Consider the following 21352-nt stretch of genomic DNA (forward strand, 5'->3'; position numbering starts at 1 on the left):
AACCCACCAACCATTTATTAACAATGGGCTTAGGGGGCTTAGTTTGGTATTGCCTTTTTACGTGAGTCTGTGGCCTTTAATTTTCAGGATAGATGGAAATTTAAGGTGCGGCTCTCATGAGTGTTTTTAAGAAAAAAAGTACAACTTGAAATGGACTACATTCCTTATGGAGGTGCGGGATATGCCAATTTCCGATTATTACAAAGAACTACGAAAAAAATTGAAACTGAACTCATTTTCAGTCCTAGCGTGGCAGCAATTATCCGTAATGACCAAGGTGAAATTCTCTTAATGCTTGATGCCATCAGCAATATATGGAGCATACCCGCTGGTGCGATTGAACTCGGCGAAACACCTGCTGAAGCAGTTATTCGTGAAGTGTGGGAAGAAACGGGATTAAAGGTGAGTCCCAAACACTTACTTGGAGTATTTGGTGGAAAGGATTTTCGATGGATTTATCCTGACGGAAACCAAGTTGAATATGTCACCTTCGTTTTTGAATGTGAAGTTGAAAGCGGAACGCTGCACGCGATCGACGGTGAATCGGCGGATTTTAGGTACTTTAACCCTTCTGCTATGCCTGATCTTCAGTTCCCATACCCCAAAGAGATTTTTTATCCCAAGGCAACAGAAAGTACCTTCTTTCAGAAACCACCTTTAGGAAACCAGACGAGTGAAGATATGTGATTGGGTTTTCATTGAACTAAAACGGGGATCGATAGTTCAATCCTATATTAATAATGAACACGGGTGCCGCATGCGTCTGGGACAACACGTAGCAGGTCGAAATCACAGTAGATTGGTATTTTTTTCACATAAAAGCAAATCCAACTAGTTGATTGACGGATGAAATCTTTGTGCGGTAGTATATTGTCAATATTCAAATATTATTAATTCAATTCAGTCTATTTCCATTGTCAGCAAACTAAACGCTAGTAATACGTAAAGAGAAAAAGCGTATAATTTTCCGGAAGGATGCGCTTTTTTCTCTATACTAAATTACCACGAAAGGAGGGGGTTCCATGACAGAAATTAGAATAGGAGCTGTCGCGGAGGCGCCGATCGATCAACTTTTGGTAGAGAAACTGTCGGATCCGCAGACGATCGAGCATCTGGTACGCCTGCTCGACAAGCTGGAGAATGTCACATTTTTCCTTGACATGTTGGAAAATTTTCTGCGTCGTGGGCCTGAAATCGCAGATTCGATCAATGATGTCGTGGTGATGATGCGACAAAGTTTGTCCAAGCCCGAATACGTGGCACGTTTAGAACAAGCTCTTGCCGCTGTGCGCCGGATGCAGGAGTTTCTCGATTCGCCCCAAGTTCAAGAGTTGTTCAAATCCGACGTTTTGGATGTGCGTGCGGTGCAATTGGTTGGCAAGGTGTCCCGTTCAATGATCCAGGCTTCTACAGAAGCGTCCCAGACGGGAGCGAAACGCATCGGACTCTTAGGACTCATGCGGGCATTGACTGAACCGGAGCTGCAGCCGGCTCTCAATTTTGTTCTCCATTTTGCGCGTAATTTATCGAAGGAGCTAGGCGATGCATGAACTGTCCATAGCTCACAGTCTGGTTGAATTGGCAGTCGAAGCGGCGGAAAATTCCGGGATTAGGCGGGTACAAGCGCTTTACATGAAACTTGGTGTCTTGTCGGGTGTGGTAAAAGAAGCCTTGGAATTTTCCTTTGATGTGGTGATTGAAGGAACGCCGCTTGAAGGAGCAAGGCTTGTGATTGAGGACGTTCCTGTAAAAATCTTCTGTCCGAATTGCCGGGAAGCCCGTGTTCTGCCTGAACCGTTTCCCATGCGCTGTCCACTGTGCGGAACAAAAACAGGCCAAGTGATTGAGGGACGCGAGATGGAATTGTATGCCTTAGAAGGAGGTGAAGAAGATGCAGGAGACGACAATTAGCCCCCGGATTGTTGAAATTCGCCAGAACGTACTTAAGAAAAATGACCTACTTGCACGGGATTTGCGAAAGCGGTTTCAGGAGACCGGCGTCTATGTGGTCAATTTGGTCTCCAGCCCTGGGGCCGGGAAAACTACACTGCTTACAGAATTGCTCAGCCGTCTTGGGAAACGGCATAAAGCAGCGGCGCTGGTGGGTGACCTGGCCACGGAAAACGATGCGGAACGACTGCGTCAAAGCGGGGCGAAAGTGCGTCAAATCATCACGGGGACAGTTTGTCACCTGGAAGCGGACATGATTGAGAGAACCCTGGAAGGGTGGGATTTAAACGAGATCGATTTTCTCTTTATCGAAAACGTTGGCAATCTCGTTTGTCCTGCCAGCTACGATTTGGGGGAAAATCAGCGTGTCGTTCTCTTTTCCGTGACCGAAGGCGAAGACAAGCCGGTGAAATATCCCACCATCGTCAACAGTGCCGACCTGGCGATCATTACGAAGATTGATTTGGCTGAGGCGGTGGAATTTCAGCGGGAACGCTTCTATGAAGCGCTTAACGATGTCCGGTCAGGCATCCCCGTTCTGGAAGTTTCGGTACGCACCGGGGAAGGGATCGACGAATGGATAACCCGCCTGGAGGCGGACAGGGAAGCGTTTGAAAAAGCGACCGGTTCCTTGTGATCGGCAATGGTTTCATATTTTTTGATTTCGGACTTTTTTGTCTATTTCACGCCCGGTGTCGATGCAGACTCGGGCAAAACATGTCGCGTAAAACATTTTTTTGGAGGTGCGGAAATTGGCGAACGTGCTTTGGATGCACGGTGGTGCATGCAATGGGAACACCCAATCGTTTTTGAATGCCGAAGAACCGACAGTGATTGATTTGATCACCGATTTCGGCATCAACATTCTTTATCATCATTCGCTGTCCATGGAATTTGGCGACCAGGTGCACCGTTTGTTCGATCAAATCCTAAATGATGAAGTCCCATTGGATATCTTTGTTTTCGAGGGGACCGTCATTCAGGGGCCGAACGGAACCGGGCACTACGATATGCTTTTTGATCGCCCGAAGAAAGATTGGATTTTGGAATTTGCCAAGAAAGCCCAGTACGTTGTGGCCGTTGGCGACTGCGCATGTTGGGGCGGAATTCCGGCAACAAAACCCAATCCGTCAGAATCGACAGGCCTCCAATATCTGAAGGAGGAACGCGGCGGATTTCTCGGATCTCATTTCCGTTCAAAAGCGGGATTGCCGGTGATCAATATTCCCGGTTGCCCGATACACCCCGATTGGGTTTCGCAGGTTCTCGTCGCCGTTGCCACAGGCCGCGTGGGAGACGTCCAGTTAGACGATTTGCAGCGGCCGCAAACGTTCTTTAAGACATTTACCCATAGCGGGTGCACCCGTAATCAATTCTTTGAATGGAAGGAGCCTGTGGAAGAGTTCGGGCAGGGTACGCGGAAAGGCTGTTTGTTCTATGAACAAGGTTGCCGGGGTCCAATGACCCGTTCGTCATGCAATCGCATTCTCTGGAACCGTCAATCTTCGAAGACCCGGGCTGGAATGCCCTGCATCGGTTGTACGGAACCTCAGTTCCCCTACTTCGATTTGGCACCGGGTACGGTCTTCAAGACACAAAAGGTTCTTGGCTCCATTCCTAAGGAAGTGCCGACAGGGACCGACCCGTTAAGCTACTCCGTCAATGCGGCAATGGCCCGGACGGTGGCGCCAAAATTGGCGAAGGAAGATATGTTTGTTCCATAAACAGATAAGGATTCAGGATGATTTACCCCTACATGTCTCTTTTCAGGGAAAACCATTTTAAAGGTGGGGTTTAACAGTATGAATAAGCAAGAAACGATGTTTAAAAGCCAAAAAATGGAAGTCAAAGTCCATTCGCTTGGACGAGTGGAAGGTGATTTGGACGTTAAAGTGATTGTTGAAGATGGGGTCGTGGTGGATGCCTGGACGGAAGCCACCATGTTCCGTGGATTTGAAATGATTCTGAAAGGAAAAGATCCACTGGCGGGTCTTATTGTCACCCCACGGATCTGCGGCATTTGCGGCGGCAGCCATCTTACCAAGGCAGTCTATGCGTTAGATACAGCCTGGGGTACGGAAGTACCGCCCAACGCGACGCTTATTCGCAACATTGCCCAGGCAGCCGAAACGATCCAGAGCATTCCTCGCTGGTTCTATGCGCTGTTCGCCATCGGTTTGACGCATCAAAACTATGCCTCTTCCAAACTGTACGATGAAGTGGTTCGCCGTTGGGCCCCATTTGAGGGGGAGCATTATGAAATTGGTGTCACCGTCTCGGCCAAACCTGTGGAAATTTATGCGATCTTCGGCGGACAATGGCCCCATTCCAGCTTCATGGTTCCTGGAGGTGTGGTAAGTGCTCCTTCACTGTCCGACATTACCCGTTCCATTTCGATTTTGGAATATTATCGTGAAAATTGGCTGGAGAAAATTTTCCTCGGCTCGTCCGTTGAACGATGGTTGGAAAACAAAACCTGGGCAGACGTTCTGGCATGGCTCGATGAGAAACCTGAGCACCGAGATTCCGACCTTGGATTATTCATTCGATACGGTATGGAAATCGGCTTGGACAAATACGGGGCGGGTCCGGGACGTTATTTAGCGGCGGGGAACTTTTTCCATCCCCAGAAATACCGCTATCCTACCATTGAGGGTCGCAACGAGGCGTTAATTGCCCGTTCCGGAGTGTTTGACGGAGAGGAATACCACGATTTTGATCAAGCTCGTGTACGTGAGGACCACACTCATTCCTTCTATCGAGGATCCGGTTCCCTGCACCCGTTTGAAGGGGTAACTGAACCCGTTGATCCGGTAGAGGGGCAAAAAGAAGGGAAATATACCTTTGCCAAAGCGCCGCGGTATGACCTTCCGGGCGTTGGGGAGATTCCAATGGAAGTTGGGCCGTTGGCCCGACAAGTGATGGCTGGTCGACCGGGAGCCGAAAAATGGCAAGATTATGATCCTCTCTTTTTAAATATAATCAAGGAAGTCGGGCCCAGTGCGATGGTGCGGGTTCTGGCTCGTGTGCACGAAGCGGCCAAGTATTATTTGCGCATGCACGAGTGGCTGAAGCAGATCGATTTAAATGAGAAATTTTACATTAAGCCGAAAGAACTGCCGGAAGGGCGCGGGTTTGGGGCTACAGAAGCGGCCCGTGGTGCGCTGGCTGACTGGATTCACATCAAGGACGGAAAGATCGAAAACTATCAGGTTGTCACACCGACTGCTTGGAACATCAGCCCGCGGGATCGCCACGGCCAGCGGGGGCCCATCGAGACGGCCATGATCGGCGTGCCCGTCAGGAATCCTGAAGATCCGGTCGAACTGGCCCATCTTGCGCAAAGCTACGATTCGTGCCTGGTCTGTACCGTTCATGCTTACGACGCCAAGTCGCATAAAGAATTGGCCAAATATGAGGTCATCAAGATCTAAGGCGACGCGATAATTCTTGGGAGATGAACCGGCTGCATTGAAAGAAGGAGGAATGGAAGTGACCGTCATTATTGGATGCGGCAATTTACTGCGCAGCGATGACGGGGCGGGTCCGATGCTGATCCGAAAACTGTGGGAGCATGGGGTTCCCCCGGGAGTGCGCTTGGCTGATGGCGGGACGGCCGGTATGGATGTGACCTTTCAGATCGGGGATGCAGAGGAATTAATCCTGGTTGACGTCTGCAAGACAGGAGCTGAACCGGGTACAATTTTTGAAGTTCCCGGAGAGGAAGTAGAAGCGCCCCCTCTAAAAAATGCCAATCTCCACGATTTTCGTTGGGATAACGCAATTGCCGTGGGACGTTGGCTGCTTAAAGACCGCTTCCCGAAAAAAGTGACGGTCTTCCTCGTCGAAGCAGAAAACTTGTCCCACGGGTTTGGCTTGTCTCCCGCGGTGGAAGCCGCCACAGACCGTTTGGCAGAGGAGCTGCTCCAGCGTTTGTGAGGGAAGAAAGTGGATGAAACTTGAATCATCAGGGGTTCACGATGCGGGATGGGATGAAAAGCTTGGCACGCTTCGCATCCCTCTTTTTCATTCAAATACCGCATCATAGATTTGAATTATAAACAGCGGGGAGGGGGAACTGTGCTGCGGCCGCAACCGATCGGCGTTTTTCCTGGAATAGCAGGCTTTTTTCTTTTACCGTCTGTTCCACAAGCAGACAATCTTTTAACGTATCTCCTCCGTGGTTATCTTCCTGACGTTTGGCCGGATGACTGGCGCTTTTTTTCTGCAGCCATTGAGGGGAGAGACGAGGAGGACATCTTGGCGTTATTGCCGAACAGCCCGGAAGGACTGTACAACCGTTTTATCCTGGAGCCGCAGATCCACTCCTATACTTTGGCCAAACAAGCGCTCAATGGGGACGTTTCCCTGCTTTTGGACGCTGTGGCATGGCGTCTTGGTTTGCTCGATACGCCTCCTCCTTATGCCAACACCGACGGGGAAGTGCGGGCGTTTCTGCTGGCCACCCAGGCCTATGAGGCGATTCAACAAAACGATTGGTCAAATGGACTCGACATCCTTCTGGAAGCGGCCAACACGGTCAAGGATGTGTCGCCGGTTTTTTCCTCCAGGCTCCAGGCAGAATGGGCGGCTACGAAACAGATGCTTGGTGATCATGGACAGGATACGGTGGAGGGATACCGCAGCGCCATCAAGCTTTTGGATTCCTCTTCCTTCCAGGAAGCCCGGGCAGAACTTTGGTTTCAGTTGGGAACTGCGTATCAAAGTGACGCCAATGGGCGGAAAGGCCCTCTCCTGGAAACGGTCAAATGTTACCATGAGGCGTTAAAAGTCTATCAAAGGGACACGCATCCCGAAGCTTATGCGATGGTGCATATGAATCTGGCCTTGGCGTATCTGGCCATGCCCTCTTTGGACCGCGGCGCCAGTTTGCGCACTGCTGTCGCCATACAGTCGCTGCGGGAAGCCTTGCGCATTTTTCAAAAAGACACACATCCGGAGCTTTGGGCAAGCGCAACCATCAATCTGGCCAACGCTTTGCAGCATGTGAAAACGTCTCACCCGGAAGAAAACCTTTGGGAAGCTGTGGCGCTATATGAAGACGTGCTTGGAGTCCGCCGCCCTGAGGACGATCCGCCTGGATATGCCCGGGTTCTGGCCAACCAAGGAAATGCCTTGGCACATTTGGGTGCGTTTTCCCGGGCGGTACCCCGCCTGGAGAAGGCATGTCACCTGTTCCGGGCAGAGGGTGAACATGATGCGGCAGAGGCTGTAGAGACCATTTTGGCTGAAATTGCACGCAAACGGGCGGAAACGACATCGACGGAAACAACGTGAGACGAGGCAGGACACAAGGTGTAACCGAATGAAGGGGGCGTGTCTCATGGATCTCCATGAGCAACAGTACTTCAATCTTTTGTTGGCCATGGCCGTTGATCGATTTAGTGAACGTATCATCCAGCGCAACGAAGGGGCACAAAACGCGCTGCATAGACTCCGCACGGACCCTCATGGAGAGGGCGTATGGTTGCAAGAATTTGTGGACGTGTTTTTCCGTGATGCCCTCTTGGATAATTCGGCTGGGGCGTGCTTGATTTTAGAAGCATTGTCCAATCAACGTCTCTCCGATCCAACCTCTATACTTGAATGCGGCACAGTCGGGGAGATGCTGCAAAAGATGGCCGGACAGACTTTTGCCACCTTGCTGCAGAATAAAACCGAAGAAGTGCTGGAGCAGACATTGGCGTTTGGAGGTGATTGACGATGAGAGTCGAGCAGGAGGACTTCCAGGCCCTGGCCGAACACGTGGACCGGGTGTTGGACTCGATCAAAGAGCTGCCGGAGGATACACGCGCGAAGGCGCTGGAATTAAAAAAGGCCATTGAGGCGTTTCATGAACATGCCCTTCGTAAGCTTGTCCGAACCATTCGTGAAACGGACGCGGGCAAGGGATTGTTGCTGAAAGCGGTGGAAGATTCAGCCGTTTATGCCATGCTTTTCATGCATGGGATCATCAAGCAGGATCTGTTCACCCGCGTTGCTGTAGTGCTCGAAGAAGTACGTCCCTATATGCGCTCTCACGGCGGCGACGTGGAGTTGGTGAAAGTTGAAGGGGAAACGGTGTACGTCCGCCTGCACGGCGCATGCTCCGGCTGTTCCATGTCAGCCAAGACGTTGAAAGACGGAGTCGAGGAAGCAATCAAAGCACGCATTCCGGAGATTGAAGAGGTGGTCATGGCGGAGGAGGAAGTTGATACCGGCTATATGCTGTTGCCCGTTCTCGATGATGCCGGAAACCTGGAACAAAATGGATGGTTGAGAGGTCCGTCCATTTCGCAGCTGGAAGAAGGGCGGCAGGTCCGGGTGTCCCTTGAGGAGTGCGACATCTTGCTGGTGCGCATAGATGGAAAGGTGATGGCCTTCCGGAATCAGTGTCCCCATATGGGGATGTCTCTCGACGGGGGGCTCGTGGACGGAAATGCGATTACCTGTCCGTGGCACGGTTTTCGTTTTAATTTGTCAACCGGGGAATGTATCACGGCCCCCCATATGCAGTTGGAACCGTTTCCGGTACGAGTGGAGGATCAGTGGATATGGGTACGGATAGGTTGACCGCTTACCCCGAGCGTTGGCTGGGGGGAACAGCTCCCGGAGGACTTGCACTTCCGCCGGCCCGGCCGAACCGGATTCATCTGTATGCGCCGAGGGGGGTGTATATGGACGATGACGTCATCGTGGTGGCTGACAGCGGCAATCATCGGGTGCTGATTTGGTACGGTTGGCCCGGGAACGATCATGCACCGGCTGACGTCGTTTTGGGACAGGCCGATTTTGAGACGGAGGGGCCCGGATTGTTTCACCTTCCGACCGGTGTGGCGGTGATCGAAGGGCGCTTGTTTGTCGCGGACGCATGGCACCATCGTCTTCTCATCTGGGATAGGTTGCCGGAAGAAAACGACCAGCCTCCCGATCATGTCCTTGGTCAGCCGGATTTGGCCGGCACGGCTCCGAACCGGGGAGGCGAAGTCGGCCCGACGGGATTTTACTGGCCTTATGGTTTCGCCTGGATTGATGGCTGGTTTTACGTGGCCGACACGGGGAACCGCAGGGTCTTGGGGTGGAGAGGCATCCCGGAAGACAGACGCGATCCCGATCTTGTTCTCGGTCAGCCGGATGCTTACTTAAACAGTGAAAACCGGGGAAAGGGTGTGGGGGAGGACACGTTCCGCTGGCCGCACGCTCTTGCCGGCGATGGCCGGACGCTGTTTGTGGCCGATGCCGGCAACCATCGTGTGCTGGGCTACACGCCACCCCCCGAGAAGGACCGGCCCGCCGAGCTTGTGCTCGGACAAAAAGATTTCACCGGGTCATTCGAACTCCCGCATGTTCCCCAAGGTCCCCGGCGGTTCCGGTTTCCCTACGGGATTGCATTATTCGGCGATCTGCTTGCGGTGGCGGATACGGCCAACAGCCGTGTTCTTCTTTATACCGGATTGCCGCGAGAAGGAGCGTATCATCCTGCGTCCCACGTGATCGGCCAGACCGACTTCGATGGATCGGGAGAAAACCGTTGGCAGGCTGTGGCATGGGACACTTTATGTTGGCCTTATGGAATCTGGTTTCATCGGAACCGTCTGGCGATTGCCGATTCCGGAAATAACCGTGTCATGGTATGGCGGGTTGAATTTTCATAAACGGTGAATGCTGAGAAAATGTTTATTGGCGAAATCTAAAAAGGGGGGACGTGTTCCATGTGCTTGGCTATTCCCGGACAAATTGTGGAGCTTTTTGACGATGATCATCATTATGCCATGGTGGACGTTTCCGGCGTGCGAAGAAAAATTAACATTGGCCTGCTGAAAAATGAAGGAATCCGTCTTGGAGATTGGGTGCTCATCCATGTGGGATTTGCCATGAGCAAAATCAGTGAGGAACAAGCAAATGAACAGTTGAGACTGCTCAGAATGTTGGGAGAGTCAGACGAGGCCATGCAGGAGGTAATGGGGTACCGGTTTGATGAACATGGGAAAGAAGGGTGAAGGAATGGCGAAGGAAGTGAGTCTTGCCATTTACTTTGTCCCCGACATCCAACCCGGGGAGATCTTGTTGGTTCATATGGACGTAGCGTTAGGCAGAGTATTGGAGGTGGGGTTATGACGATGAAATATGTTGACGAGTTTCGCGATTCGGAATTGATTCTCAAGACATCGGAAGAAATCCGTCGTCTCGTCGATCCGAATTACCACTACCGTATTATGGAGGTTTGCGGAGGTCATACGTTTTCGATTTTCCGATTCGGGTTGCAGAACCTGCTGCCGGAAAACATCGAACTGGTCCATGGGCCGGGATGTCCTGTATGTGTCCTTCCCATGGGTCGTATGGACGACGGCTTGTCCATTGCCCGACAGTCTGATGTGATCTTTACCGCTTTCGGTGACGTGATGCGGGTTCCGGGGCGGCTGGGAACCCCATTGGAACTCCGGGCCAAGGGAGCCGATATCCGTATGATTTACTCTCCCTTGGACGCTTTAAAGATTGCCATCGATCATCCCGATCGGAAAGTGGTGTTGTTTGCCATCGGCTTTGAAACGACGGCTCCGTCCACGGCGCTGACGCTCCTGCGCGCCCGCGAACTCAATGTGCCGAATTTTTTCGTTTTTTCCAATCATGTGCTCATTCTGCCGGCGATACGCGCGATCCTGGATTCTCCGGATATGCGTATCGACGGATTTATTGGACCTGGCCATTGCTCTGCGGTGATCGGCGCTCGTCCTTATGAATTTATCGCAAAAAATTACGGAAAACCTGTGGTCATCTCCGGTTTTGAGCCGCTGGATTTATTGCAATCCATCCTCATGCTGGTCAAACAGATGCGGGAAGGCCGTTCTGAAGTAGAAAATCAGTACAGCCGCGTTGTCCCTTCGGATGGGAACATTTCCGCGCTCAAAGCAATGAACGAAGTCTTTGAAGTCCGGCCCTTCTTCGAATGGCGCGGTCTCGGCTTCATCTCCCAGTCGGCTTTGAAACTGCGACCCGAATTCTCCCGGTGGGATGCGGAAGTTCACTTCCAAGTCGAAGGCGTTCGCGTCACCGATCCCAAGGCGGCTCAATGCGGTGAAGTGTTAAAAGGGGTGCTGAAACCGCATCAATGCAAATTGTTTGGCAAAGAATGTACGCCTGAACACCCTGTGGGCGCCCTCATGGTGTCGTCAGAAGGGGCATGCGCCGCATATTACCATCACGTCCATTTGCGTCAGGCGGTGGGCGAGTAGTTCAAAATCGAAAGGAGATACAGCAATGGATGGGTTGGTTCTGCTCGGAATAGCCCTTTTTCTCGGTATACGTCATTCATTAGACCCGGATCATGTGGTGGCTGTTTCTACCCTGGTTTCTGAAGAACGGCGACTTTGGCCTGCCGCGTGGCTTGGCTTCAGTTGGGGGGTCGGTCACTTGATTCCCATCGCCCTCGTGGGGCTCCCTCTTTTAATTTTGCATTTAGAGTTGGCTCCTCAATTTGAACAATTCACCGACTTGGGTGTAGCTATTCTTCTGGTGTTACTGGGCGTGGTTACGCTCCGGCGCGTGATCGAAGAACGTGTCCATTTCGATGTCCATTCCCACAATAAAACGGTGCATGGACATTTTCATCGTCCCGGCCATCGCCACCCGACGGTGAAGTTGGAACGCCGTCAATGGATCACCTTTGGGTTCGGTCTGGTGCACGGCCTCGCGGGAAGCGGCGCTGTCGCAGTGTTGGCCATGCAGGCTTCGCCAAGCCTGGGGATGGCAATTCTTTGGCTCCTGCTTTTCGCCTTGGGTACGACCCTAGGGATGTTTGCCATGACGCTGTTCATTGCCGCGCCAGCCCTTACGATGGCTTCCAAGCGGGTCGCTGTCCACACCGGCATTCGGACGGTGGCGGGTTTTGTCAGCTTATTCTTTGGTGGTTATATGATCTGGACGATCCTGCCCGAATTGTTGGCATAAGAACTCGTTCAAAAATATTCTGCTATGGATGAAGGGGAGAAATCTCTATGAAGACCACCAAAGTGCATTTTACCGATCCCCACATTGAGTTGGCCCATGGCGCCGGCGGGAAAGCCAGCCGACGGCTTATCGAGGGGTTGTTGGTTCCTTACTTGATGAAAGACACGTTGACGGAGTTGAACGATGCGGCGTATGTTGACGCGGATGGCCGGCGATTGGCATTTACGGTGGACAGCTATGTGGTGAAGCCGCTTGTATTTCCAGGCGGGTCCATCGGGGAAATCGCCATAAACGGGACGGTCAACGATTTGGCCATGGGCGGCGCCAAACCGTTGGCGATGGTTACCACGCTGATTTTAGAAGCGGGTTTGGCCGCATCCGAACTGGAACGGGAAGTGGTGGCCATGGCCAAGGCGGCGCAGCGTGCCGGAGTGCCCGTGGTGGGGGGCGATACGAAGGTGGTGGAACACGGGAAGGCGGACGGGCTGTACATTACCACTGCAGGTATTGGTCTCTCAGATCCACGCGTCCATCTTTCGGCTCAAAACGTTCGACCCGGTGATCAGGTGATTCTGTCAGGACCGATAGGGGATCACGGGATCACAGTCCTTCTGGCCAGGGGAGAACTGGATTTGGAAGCGGATCTCACCTCGGATACGCGCCCGCTGTGGCCGTTTGTGGCGGCTCTCATCGAGGTTGCGGCGCCTGGACTGAGGTGGATGCGTGATCCGACGCGGGGCGGACTGGCGACAGCGTTAAACGAATTGGCACGAGATGCCAGGGTTGCCGTCGTGCTGGACGAGGAAGCGATTCAGGTACGTCCAGCGGTGCGCGGTGCCTGTGAAATTTTAGGCCTGGATCCACTCCACATTGCCAATGAAGGGCAGTTTGTGGCCATTGTTTCTCCGGAATATGCCGAAATCGCGATCGACGCTCTCAAACGTGTACCAGGCGGGGAGGAGGCGCGGCGCATCGGAGAAATCCAGAAAGAACCGAATCGAGTCGTCCTGGCGCGGTCCCGGTATGGAGGTACGCGGGTCATTGATATGCTTGTGGGTGATCCGTTGCCGCGTATCTGCTAACAGATAAGAGGAAGGGATCTAAGAGGAAGGGATCTGGTTATGGAACGTTTCCCGATATGGGTAAAGGAACGCCTTTATTCGCGTAACGAGGCCTCGCGGCGCTTTTTCCCCAAAGAATCGGAACGGCTTGCGCGAGCATGTCAGGAAATGGCCGTACGGTTCCTCAACGGCGGACGCCTTCTTGCGTTTGGCCGTGGGGCATATGCGACCGACGCACAGCACGTTTCCGTCGAGTTTGTGCACCCCGTTATCGTCGGCAAACGGGCGCTTCCCGCTCTGGATCTATCCATGGCGTTTTCTGAATGGGTAAAAACGATCATCCGACCGGAGGACATCGTGATGGGGTTTTCGCCTCCGGAAGGGGACGCAGCGGTGGATGAGGCGTTGGCCTTTGCCCGGTCAAAGGGCGCGCAAACGTTTGCTTTGCCGGGGAGGACCGGCGATTACGCTGTGGCGCCGCCGGACGAGGATCCGTTTATTCAACAAGAATTGATCGAGATTTTGTATCATACCTTGTGGGAGACGGTTCACGTCTTTTTTGAACATCGGGAACTTGGCCGGGAAGCAGGGGAAGCATCGTTTTTATATCCGTTTCTCGGATCTGAAAGGCAAGACATGTCGCGTGTCGTAACCGAAGTGGCCCGATCGATCGAGGAAAAGGCGAAAGACGTGGAACAGTTACGGGAAAAAGTGGCGGAAGAAGAATCGGAACAGATTGTCCGAGCTATTCACACCCTGGCTGAGCAGATTGACCGGGGAGGAAAACTGATTGTCTTCGGCAACGGCGGATCCGCCACCGATGCCAACGACTGGGCATTGGATATGACGCTCCCGCCTAAAGGGATGAGACCCTATCCAGCCGTTTCTTTGGCCATGGAACCGGCGATTCTCTCGGCGTTGGCAAATGACGTGGGGGCGGAGGTCATTTTTTTGCGTCAACTTATTGCCCAAGCCGGAGCCAACGACGTCGTCATTGCGATTTCCACCAGCGGTGGCTCGAAAAACGTGCTCATGACCCTGGCGGAGGCGAGAAGACGCGGGTTGACGACGATGGCCCTTCTCGGCTACGACGGGGGCGAGATCGTCCGAAACGGCTTGGCGGACATTCCCATCGTCATTCGCTCCGACTACATTCCGCGCATCCAGGAAGCACAAGCAAGCGTTTATCACATCATCCGTGAAGGTCTGGAGGAGCTGGTAAAGGATGCTTGAACTTTTTGGCACGAAAGGATGCCCCTACACGAAGGATCTGCGGGAATCTTTGCTGTGGGACGGGGAGGAGTTTGCAGAATATGACGTGGAAGAAGACCGGGAGGCGTTAAGACGGCTGATCGCTTTGACAGGTGGAACCACTGTTCCTGTACTGGCGGAAGACGAACGGGTCATTCAAATCGGGTATTTGGGACGAGGCTGCATTGTGGCACGCCCTTCTTCCGCGGAAGATGCGTCTAAGTAAAAAGGTGGGTGGCTGGTTATGAAGACGGCACGTCGGATTCGCGTCTATGGCGTTGTCCAGGGGATCGGGTTCCGCCCCTTTATCTTTCGTTTGGCCAAGCGGTGGGAGCTCAGTGGATGGGTGCTCAACGGGGAAAGGGGCGTCGAGATTCATTTGGAAGGGGACGCAGATGCCCTCCAGTCGTTTCTTCAAGAAATCACGACACGTCCTCCTGCGTTAGCCCAGGTTACCGGTCTGGAAATCGAAGACGCAGATGTGGAAGGGTTGCCCGATTTTCAAATCCGTGAAAGCATTCGCAATGATCGGCCGACGGTGTACATCCCTGCCGATCTTGCCGTGTGTCCGGCGTGTTTAAGCGAGTTGTTCGATCCTGCAAACCGCCGCTATCTGTATCCGTACATCAATTGCACGGAGTGCGGTCCCCGTTATACCGTGATACAACGCCTGCCGTATGACCGTCCCTATACGACGATGAAAGTGTGGCCCCTGTGCGCGGCTTGTTCAGCTGAATATCATGAGCCGACCGACCGCCGGTTCCACGCGCAACCAACCGCCTGTCCCGAATGCGGGCCTCATTATTACATGCGGTGGCAGGGCGGCGAGATGCGAGGAGATGACAAAGTCATCGAACAAACGTCCCAACTTCTCCGCGAAGGACGCATCCTGGCGATCAAAGGGCTTGGCGGGTATCACCTGGCGTGCGATGCAGAAAACAGCCAGGCAGTGTGGACACTCAGGGAACGGAAGCGCCGCGGGGCGAAACCGTTCGCCCTGATGGTAAAAGACATCGAGACGGCGCGAACGCTTATTGATCTTTCCCCCGAAGAAGAAGCACTCCTTGTGTCTTCGGCCCGTCCCATCGTGTTGGCCCGGGCACACCGGTCACTCCCGGGCGTGGCCCCGGACAATACCGACTTGGGAGTAATGCTCCCGTATACGCCGCTTCATCATTTGTTGTTTCATTTCGGTGCGCCGCCTGTACTCGTGATGACGAGCGCCAATCGTTCCAGTGAACCGATCGTCTATAAAGACGAAGATGCTGTGGAAGAGCTTCAAGGACTTCCCGACGCTTGGCTCATCGGGGAGCGTCCCATTGCCCGCTTCGTCGACGATTCCGTCGTCCGTGTGAGTGCATTCGGCCCCACAGTACTCCGCCGGGCGAGGGGGTACGCCCCGCTTCCTGTCACTCAATTTCCCGGAGAACGGTCCATTCTTGCTGTCGGGTCTGACTTGAAAAATACCGTTACTCTGGTCGTCAAAGGGCAAGCGATCATCAGCCAACATTTGGGGGATCTGACGCGGTACGAGGCGTATACGGCGTTTGAACAGACCGTCTTCGACCTGATGTCGATGTATGACGTCCCATTGTCGGAAACGGTCGTGGCGTATGATCTCCATCCGGATCATCGCTCCGCCCAATTTGCACTTGGTTTGGAAGCTTGCGAGCACTTTGGCATCCAGCATCATCGTGCCCATGTGGCATCCGTGCTGGCGGAACGGAAGGCCCTGGACAAACGGGTGATCGGAGTGGCATTTGACGGGACAGGCTTTGGCGACGATGGGGCAATCTGGGGCGGGGAGCTGTTTGTCGGAAGTGCTGCAGAAGGGTTGGAACGGTGCGGCCATCTTCGTTACGCCGTGCTGCCTGGCGGCGATGCGGCGGCTCGCATACCGCTTCAGGCGATGACCGGTTTCTTTGCAGACGATCCGGGATTGGCGATGGATATGGGCCGACGGCTTGCCTTTCCGGAACGGTTTTTTACCGCCTTCAAACTGGTGAAAAAAAAACTCCGCACTTTTCCCACCACGTCCGTCGGTCGGCTGTTTGATGCAGCGTCTGCCATTTTGGGATTCACTGATGCCATTTCCTTTGAAGGCCAGGCAGCCATTTGGCTCGAACATCTTGCCCGCACTGTTCCGGTGGAAAAGGTGTACCCTTTTCCGTGGAATGAAAAAGAGCTCGATTATCGTCCTCTATTGCATGCGTTGCTCGAAGATCGTTTGAACGGACGGGACGTGGCGGCGATTGCCCGTTCGTTTCACAGGAGCATCGCAGAAGGCGTATATAAAAGCGTCCTTGCTTTGGGAGAAGCCCACGGGGTCGACACGGTTGTACTGGCCGGCGGTGTCTTTCAAAATACTCTTTTGCTGGCCGATCTGAAGGAACTGTTTGCGGAAAGCGCCATGAACGTATGGCTGGGGAGGCAGATACCTCCCAATGACGGGGGCATCAGTCTGGGGCAGGCGGCGTTGGTGGCGGCCATATGCCGATATCGGTAGGATGCGACTGTGGATTGATGCAAGAATCATTTTGGGGAACCAGATCAGGGAAGGATGGAAAAATCATTATGTCAGAAACTTTGAATCCGTACGAAATTGCGAAGAAACAGATTGAAACTGCGGCAGACAAACTGCGCCTGGATTCGCACATCGTGGAAATATTGAAAAAACCGATGCGGGTTCTCTCAGTGTCCTTCCCGGTGAAAATGGATGACGGTACGATCCGGGTGTTTGAGGGGTACAGATCCCAACATAACGATGCGATCGGTCCGACCAAAGGCGGGATTCGATTTCATCCAAATGTCACACTGGATGAAGTCAAGGCTCTGTCGATGTGGATGTCTTTTAAATGCGGTGTGGTAGGGCTTCCCTACGGAGGTGCCAAAGGCGGAGTCATCTGTGATCCGCGCAATCTCAGCCCCGGAGAACTCGAACGGATCAGCCGGGGATTTATTGAAGCGATTGCCCAGATCATCGGTCCGGACAAAGACATACCTGCACCGGATGTTTACACGAATTCGCAAGTGATGGGTTGGATGATGGATACATTCAGCCGCTTGAATAAATCGTTCTCTCCCGGCGTCATCACCGGAAAACCGTTGATTTTGGGAGGCTCCAAAGGAAGAACCGAGGCAACCGCCCGCGGTTGTGTCATCACGATCAGGGAAGCGATGAAAGAACTCGGCCGGCCTTTGCAAGATGCCACGGTCGCCATCCAAGGCTTCGGCAATGTGGGGAGAATTACGGCAAAACTGCTGTCGGTACTGGGATGCAAAATCGTGTCGATCAGCGATTCGAAAGGGGCCGTTTTGGATCCGGACGGGCTCGACATTACGAAAGTAGAGCGCCTGAAAGATCAAGGCTCCATACTGGATTATGACTCTGATTATCAAATCGATCCCCAGGAATTGCTCGAATTGGATGTGGACATTTTGGTTCCGGCCGCACTGGAAAACTCTATTACAGTGGAGAATGCCGACCGGATCAAAGCCAGGATCGTTGCGGAGGCGGCAAACGGCCCGATCACCCCGGATGCGGATCAAATCCTTGCGGTCAACAAGACAAGGGTGATTCCGGATATTTTGGCGAATGCAGGAGGCGTGACGGTTTCCTACTTTGAATGGGTGCAAAACCTGATGAATTATTACTGGAGTGAGGAAGAAGTGAACGTTAAGCTGTCAGAGGTGATGGTTCGCAGCTTTCATGCGGTCAATCAAGCTGCAAACAAGTATGAGACCGATCTGAGGACTGCAGCCTATATGATTTCCCTGCAACGAATTGTGGACGCCATGAAAGCCCGCGGCTGGGTGTAATCCGCGGACAAGGAGATTCATGGCATGAGACCGCCGGCCCGGCGGTTTTTTTGTGCCATTTTCTCGGAGAGAGAGGGTGATGCGGCCAAACTGGACGGTTAACCCGAGCTTTGAGCGTCGGAGGAATGCGGATTCGAATCCGGAGAGTTTGCCGCACGCCGGAAATATCCCGGCAGCAAAATACAACGGATCCCATAGCATTTGACGATGTACAAGATAAGGATGGCAAACGCTCCAAACAGAAAGTCGATGCCTTTTGATGTATCAATGATCATTTTTCGCGCGATGGCAAAGATCAGGATGTCCACCATAATGTTCGGTTCACGCTTGACAAACATCATAGCGACTTCGAGACCGATGATATACAATAAGACGTTATCGAGAAAAATTTGAAATGACTGCAATTCGCCTTCATAAGTCACTTTCCACAGCCGCTTTGCGTGCAAAATTCCTTCGACGAAGATGCCAATCACTATAAAAAAGGACAGCCCGATTTCGAAGACGCGTATAATCAATTCTGCAATTTGATAGGCTTTTTCGACGCTTTTTTTCATGAGTCACTCCCCCCAAAATGAACAGCCAACATTTCTGTTATATAACAATATACACAACAATAATATGTTGTGCAACAACAATGTTGACGGCAGATTCAGATAGGCTAGCGGAGGGATTAGATGACATCCAATTGCACCACTATTACCACGCACTGGATTTTCTGGCTGAGCATAAAGATTTGATTGAACAGCAACTTTACGGCCGGCTCACCGATCTCACCACACTGGATCTTGATTTGGTGTTTTATGACACGACCAGCACCTAATTTGAAGGCGAGGAAACGGACGACCTTGCCCAATACGGGTACTCCAAAGACCATCGTGGAGATCGAAAGCAGGTAGTCATGGGTCTGCTGATGACCAAACAAGGCATTCCAATTGCCCATCAAGTATTCCCCGGCAACCGGCATGACACCAAAACCTTTGGCATGGTCATCGAGGATCTGAAGCAACGATTCTCCGTTCGAAAAGTGATTCTTGTGGGAGACAGGGGAATGGCGAGTGAAGCCAATTTGGAACAAATTCGTACCCTGGACATGGAATATGTCGTAGGCGTCAAACTCCGCAAGTCTCAACAGACGCAAGAACTGCTCTCCATTCGTGGGATTATTTATTGACAACAGTTATGAATTGGTTTTATATTTGACTCAGAATTTATTTTTTGGTTTTTTGGGGGGTGAGAGTGAAATGATTTTGACTGAACGTCGGAAGCAATTTCTTCAGAAGTTGATCGACTTATACCAAAAGACAAACGTGCCTGTTCATTACGAAACTTTGGCGAAAGCTCTTGGCGTCAGCAAATGGACGGCATATGACATGCTTAAGGAACTTGAAAAGCTTGGCTATCTCACCCGTGATTACGCTGTGAATCCCGGCGAAACAGGACGTTCCCAAATCGTTTTTCTGCCGACGATCAAAGCTTCGAGCTTGTTCGAACAAAAACGTTCTGAAATCATAAATTCGGAAGAGTGGCATAAAACAAAAACGAAGGTGCTTGAGTTTCTGAACAGTTTAAAAGGGTACAGCATGAGCGATGCCATTCAAAAGGTATTGGAGGAGATTCCGAAAGTACAGGTGCGGGTAGTCTTTTGCGCGTATTTCATCGGACTTCTTCTTATATATCTCCGAAAGTTGGGAGGGAGAACCGAGTCATTGATTAACAGTCTTGTTCAAAACGCCCCGACAAACGAAATGCGAATGACGATGTTTGTGGGGACCGTCCTTGGCACTATCATTCAAACGATGAACCACGAGATTGGAATCGAGGTAACGGAACTGGTCGGACGATATCTGAAATCGATTACCGACCTTTCTGATCAAGAAAGGGGAATGCTTTCCGATTTTCTTAATGAAGCTCTAGCCTGACTGTGGTCAACGGTGTCTACCTTGACCATTCATTTGGTTGAATTTTTTGGTCTTTTGTGTTATTTGTGTTTTTTAATGACAAGGGTAAGAGGACAGAATGCATGTCATAGATAAAAATTGAGGGTAAGGAGATCACAATGTTGAAGGATTTTCTGAAATTTATGAGCGAATTTCTTGAATTCCTAAAAGAAATTCTGCAAGAAATCAAAAATGTCTTCAGAAAATGGTAGCGTCTGTGCTGATTTAGAGTTTTCCATATAAATCCTGTAGCGAAAGGGCAGAATAAGCATGAAAGTGGGATTGGCTTTGGGGGGCGGGGCGGTACGCGGATTCGCACATATTGGCGTGTTAAAAGTTTTTAAGAAGCATCAAATACCGATTGATTTTATAGCAGGTACCAGCATGGGTGGAGTAATTGGGGGGTTGGTGGCCGCTGGTATCGACATCGAGGAAATTGAGGAGTTTGTCCTAACCACTCCATCGTATCGAATTGTAGATATTGGAATTCGCAAAAGGGGTATCTTAGCCGGGAACAAAATATACGCCATGCTGATTCAATTTATGGAACAAACAGGACTCGGCGATATTCGAATTGAGGAGCTCAAGACCCCTTTTCGGGCGGTTTCGGTAGATTTGATCAAGGGGAAAGTATTTGTTTTTGACGAAGGGAGTCTTAGTTTAGCCATTCGAGCCACTACATCTGTCCCAGGCATTTTTTCTCCCGTTCATTATCGAGACAAAGTGTTGGTGGATGGGGGAGTTTTGAATAACCTTCCGGCAGATTTGCTGCGTGCTCAGGGAATGGATGTAGTCTTGGCGGTGGATGTTGAAAGAGAACATGAAGAACAGGAACCTCGCAATATTTTTGAAGTGGTCTACCGTTCTTTTGCCATTATGACCACAGAACAACGACGTGCCAATCTGCGGTATGCGGATGTTGTTTTTCGACCCGAAGTTGGACATATTTTGGCTTTTGAAACAAGTAAGATTCGGGATTGCATTGAAGCCGGCGAACGTGAGGCTCAAAACAGGATTCATGAAGTAAAAAAATTACTAAAATAAACATTAGGGAGGTTGTTGAGCGATGATTGACTTGATTAAAAAAGGACTGGCATTGGGAATCGGGCTAGCCGTAACAAGCAAGGAGCAAGTGGAAAAGGTTGTTGACGAGATGGTTAAAAAGGGTGAAATGAGTCAAGAGGAGTCGAAGGAAGTCATTAGCCGATTGATTCAAAGAGGAGAGGAAGAACAACGAGAACTGAAACGCATGATGCGAGAGGAGATCAAACAGATTTTGGCTGAACTCAATATTGCCACCAAAGAGGACATAAACCGATTGGATCGGCGCATACAAAATTTGGAGAATCAAGAACAATAGCTGTAGGATGGGGACTCGGTCCCTAA

22 protein-coding genes and 2 pseudogenes are annotated in these 21352 nt (G+C 51.7%); 23 read left to right on the top strand and 1 reads right to left on the bottom strand.

Annotated features, from left to right (window positions below; genetic code table 11):
- Positions 1 to 181 precede the first annotated feature (181 nt).
- The 19 genes and pseudogenes from EFBL_RS03945 (at position 182) to EFBL_RS04035 (ending at position 18029) form a co-directional block, all read left to right on the top strand.
- Positions 182 to 687, top strand: a pseudogene (locus tag EFBL_RS03945) (NUDIX domain-containing protein).
- 335 nt (positions 688 to 1022) lie between these two features.
- Entirely contained in the window at positions 1023 to 1550 is a 528-nt protein-coding gene (locus tag EFBL_RS03950) for a helical membrane plugin domain-containing protein (RefSeq protein ID WP_096180839.1), read from the top strand.
- Positions 1543 to 1911 carry a hydrogenase maturation nickel metallochaperone HypA gene (gene hypA, locus EFBL_RS03955; protein WP_096180840.1) on the top strand — a complete coding sequence of 123 codons (369 nt, stop codon included), beginning with the start codon at positions 1543 to 1545 and terminating at the stop codon, positions 1909 to 1911. The genes EFBL_RS03950 and hypA overlap by 8 nt, the downstream gene beginning before the upstream one ends.
- Complete coding sequence (gene hypB, locus EFBL_RS03960; protein ID WP_096180841.1) at positions 1892 to 2587, top strand: hydrogenase nickel incorporation protein HypB; 696 nt, start codon at positions 1892 to 1894, stop codon at positions 2585 to 2587. Before hypA ends, hypB begins: the two co-directional genes overlap by 20 nt.
- Positions 2588 to 2711: 124 nt before the next feature.
- Positions 2712 to 3674 carry a hydrogenase small subunit gene (locus EFBL_RS03965; protein WP_231705680.1) on the top strand — a complete coding sequence of 321 codons (963 nt, stop codon included), beginning with the start codon at positions 2712 to 2714 and terminating at the stop codon, positions 3672 to 3674.
- Between the two features lie 78 nt (positions 3675 to 3752).
- A complete protein-coding gene (locus tag EFBL_RS03970; RefSeq protein WP_096180843.1) occupies positions 3753 to 5384 on the top strand; it encodes a nickel-dependent hydrogenase large subunit in 1632 nt (543 codons plus the stop codon).
- 58 nt (positions 5385 to 5442) lie between these two features.
- Entirely contained in the window at positions 5443 to 5889 is a 447-nt protein-coding gene (locus EFBL_RS03975) for a hydrogenase maturation protease (RefSeq protein ID WP_096180895.1), read from the top strand.
- A 321-nt stretch (positions 5890 to 6210) separates the two neighbouring features.
- Positions 6211 to 7248 carry a tetratricopeptide repeat protein gene (locus tag EFBL_RS03980; protein WP_231705679.1) on the top strand — a complete coding sequence of 346 codons (1038 nt, stop codon included), beginning with the start codon at positions 6211 to 6213 and terminating at the stop codon, positions 7246 to 7248.
- 46 nt (positions 7249 to 7294) lie between these two features.
- On the top strand, positions 7295 to 7672 hold the full coding sequence (locus EFBL_RS03985; RefSeq protein WP_096180844.1) for a hypothetical protein: 378 nt from the start codon (positions 7295 to 7297) through the stop codon (positions 7670 to 7672).
- Between the two features lie 2 nt (positions 7673 to 7674).
- The gene (locus EFBL_RS22055; RefSeq protein WP_096180897.1) at positions 7675 to 8523 is read left to right on the top strand and encodes a NifU family protein; all 849 of its coding nucleotides are present in this window, start codon (positions 7675 to 7677) and stop codon (positions 8521 to 8523) included.
- Positions 8505 to 9605, top strand: coding sequence for an NHL repeat-containing protein (locus EFBL_RS03995; protein WP_096180845.1), 1101 nt, complete (start codon positions 8505 to 8507; stop codon positions 9603 to 9605). The genes EFBL_RS22055 and EFBL_RS03995 overlap by 19 nt, the downstream gene beginning before the upstream one ends.
- Before the next feature lie 57 nt (positions 9606 to 9662).
- Positions 9663 to 9950 carry a HypC/HybG/HupF family hydrogenase formation chaperone gene (locus EFBL_RS04000; protein ID WP_096180846.1) on the top strand — a complete coding sequence of 96 codons (288 nt, stop codon included), beginning with the start codon at positions 9663 to 9665 and terminating at the stop codon, positions 9948 to 9950.
- A gap of 114 nt (positions 9951 to 10064) precedes the next feature.
- Positions 10065 to 11183, top strand: coding sequence for a hydrogenase formation protein HypD (hypD, locus tag EFBL_RS04005; protein ID WP_243697781.1), 1119 nt, complete (start codon positions 10065 to 10067; stop codon positions 11181 to 11183).
- A 25-nt stretch (positions 11184 to 11208) separates the two neighbouring features.
- Complete coding sequence (locus tag EFBL_RS04010) at positions 11209 to 11898, top strand: HoxN/HupN/NixA family nickel/cobalt transporter (RefSeq protein ID WP_096180847.1); 690 nt, start codon at positions 11209 to 11211, stop codon at positions 11896 to 11898.
- Between the two features lie 47 nt (positions 11899 to 11945).
- Positions 11946 to 12980, top strand: coding sequence for a hydrogenase expression/formation protein HypE (gene hypE / locus EFBL_RS04015; protein WP_096180848.1), 1035 nt, complete (start codon positions 11946 to 11948; stop codon positions 12978 to 12980).
- A gap of 39 nt (positions 12981 to 13019) precedes the next feature.
- Entirely contained in the window at positions 13020 to 14192 is a 1173-nt protein-coding gene (locus tag EFBL_RS04020; RefSeq protein ID WP_096180849.1) for an SIS domain-containing protein, read from the top strand.
- Complete coding sequence (locus EFBL_RS04025; RefSeq protein ID WP_096180850.1) at positions 14185 to 14436, top strand: glutaredoxin; 252 nt, start codon at positions 14185 to 14187, stop codon at positions 14434 to 14436. The genes EFBL_RS04020 and EFBL_RS04025 overlap by 8 nt, the downstream gene beginning before the upstream one ends.
- A gap of 18 nt (positions 14437 to 14454) precedes the next feature.
- A complete protein-coding gene (hypF, locus tag EFBL_RS04030) occupies positions 14455 to 16716 on the top strand; it encodes a carbamoyltransferase HypF (RefSeq protein WP_096180851.1) in 2262 nt (753 codons plus the stop codon).
- A 68-nt stretch (positions 16717 to 16784) separates the two neighbouring features.
- Positions 16785 to 18029: a Glu/Leu/Phe/Val family dehydrogenase gene (locus tag EFBL_RS04035; protein WP_096180899.1), complete on the top strand. Its 1245-nt coding sequence runs from the start codon at positions 16785 to 16787 to the stop codon at positions 18027 to 18029.
- 98 nt (positions 18030 to 18127) lie between these two features.
- Here the strand turns inward: EFBL_RS04035 and EFBL_RS04040 are convergent, their stop codons facing one another.
- The gene (locus tag EFBL_RS04040; RefSeq protein WP_096180852.1) at positions 18128 to 18583 is read right to left on the bottom strand and encodes a phosphate-starvation-inducible PsiE family protein; all 456 of its coding nucleotides are present in this window, start codon (positions 18581 to 18583) and stop codon (positions 18128 to 18130) included.
- Positions 18584 to 18690: 107 nt separating this feature from the next.
- Between EFBL_RS04040 and EFBL_RS22060 the strand changes: the two are divergent.
- The 4 genes and pseudogenes from EFBL_RS22060 to EFBL_RS04065 form a co-directional block, all read left to right on the top strand.
- A pseudogene (locus EFBL_RS22060) lies at positions 18691 to 19188 on the top strand (IS1634 family transposase); the annotation flags it as partial.
- 82 nt (positions 19189 to 19270) lie between these two features.
- Positions 19271 to 19948 carry a LexA family protein gene (locus tag EFBL_RS04055; protein ID WP_096180855.1) on the top strand — a complete coding sequence of 226 codons (678 nt, stop codon included), beginning with the start codon at positions 19271 to 19273 and terminating at the stop codon, positions 19946 to 19948.
- A gap of 288 nt (positions 19949 to 20236) precedes the next feature.
- A complete protein-coding gene (locus tag EFBL_RS04060; protein ID WP_096180856.1) occupies positions 20237 to 21010 on the top strand; it encodes a patatin-like phospholipase family protein in 774 nt (257 codons plus the stop codon).
- Positions 21011 to 21032: 22 nt separating this feature from the next.
- Positions 21033 to 21326, top strand: coding sequence for a phasin family protein (locus EFBL_RS04065; RefSeq protein WP_096180857.1), 294 nt, complete (start codon positions 21033 to 21035; stop codon positions 21324 to 21326).
- Positions 21327 to 21352: the final 26 nt, after the last annotated feature.

Origin of the sequence: Effusibacillus lacus (genome assembly GCF_002335525.1) — a bacterium.
Taxonomy (GTDB): Bacteria; Bacillota; Bacilli; order Tumebacillales; family Effusibacillaceae; genus Effusibacillus; species Effusibacillus lacus.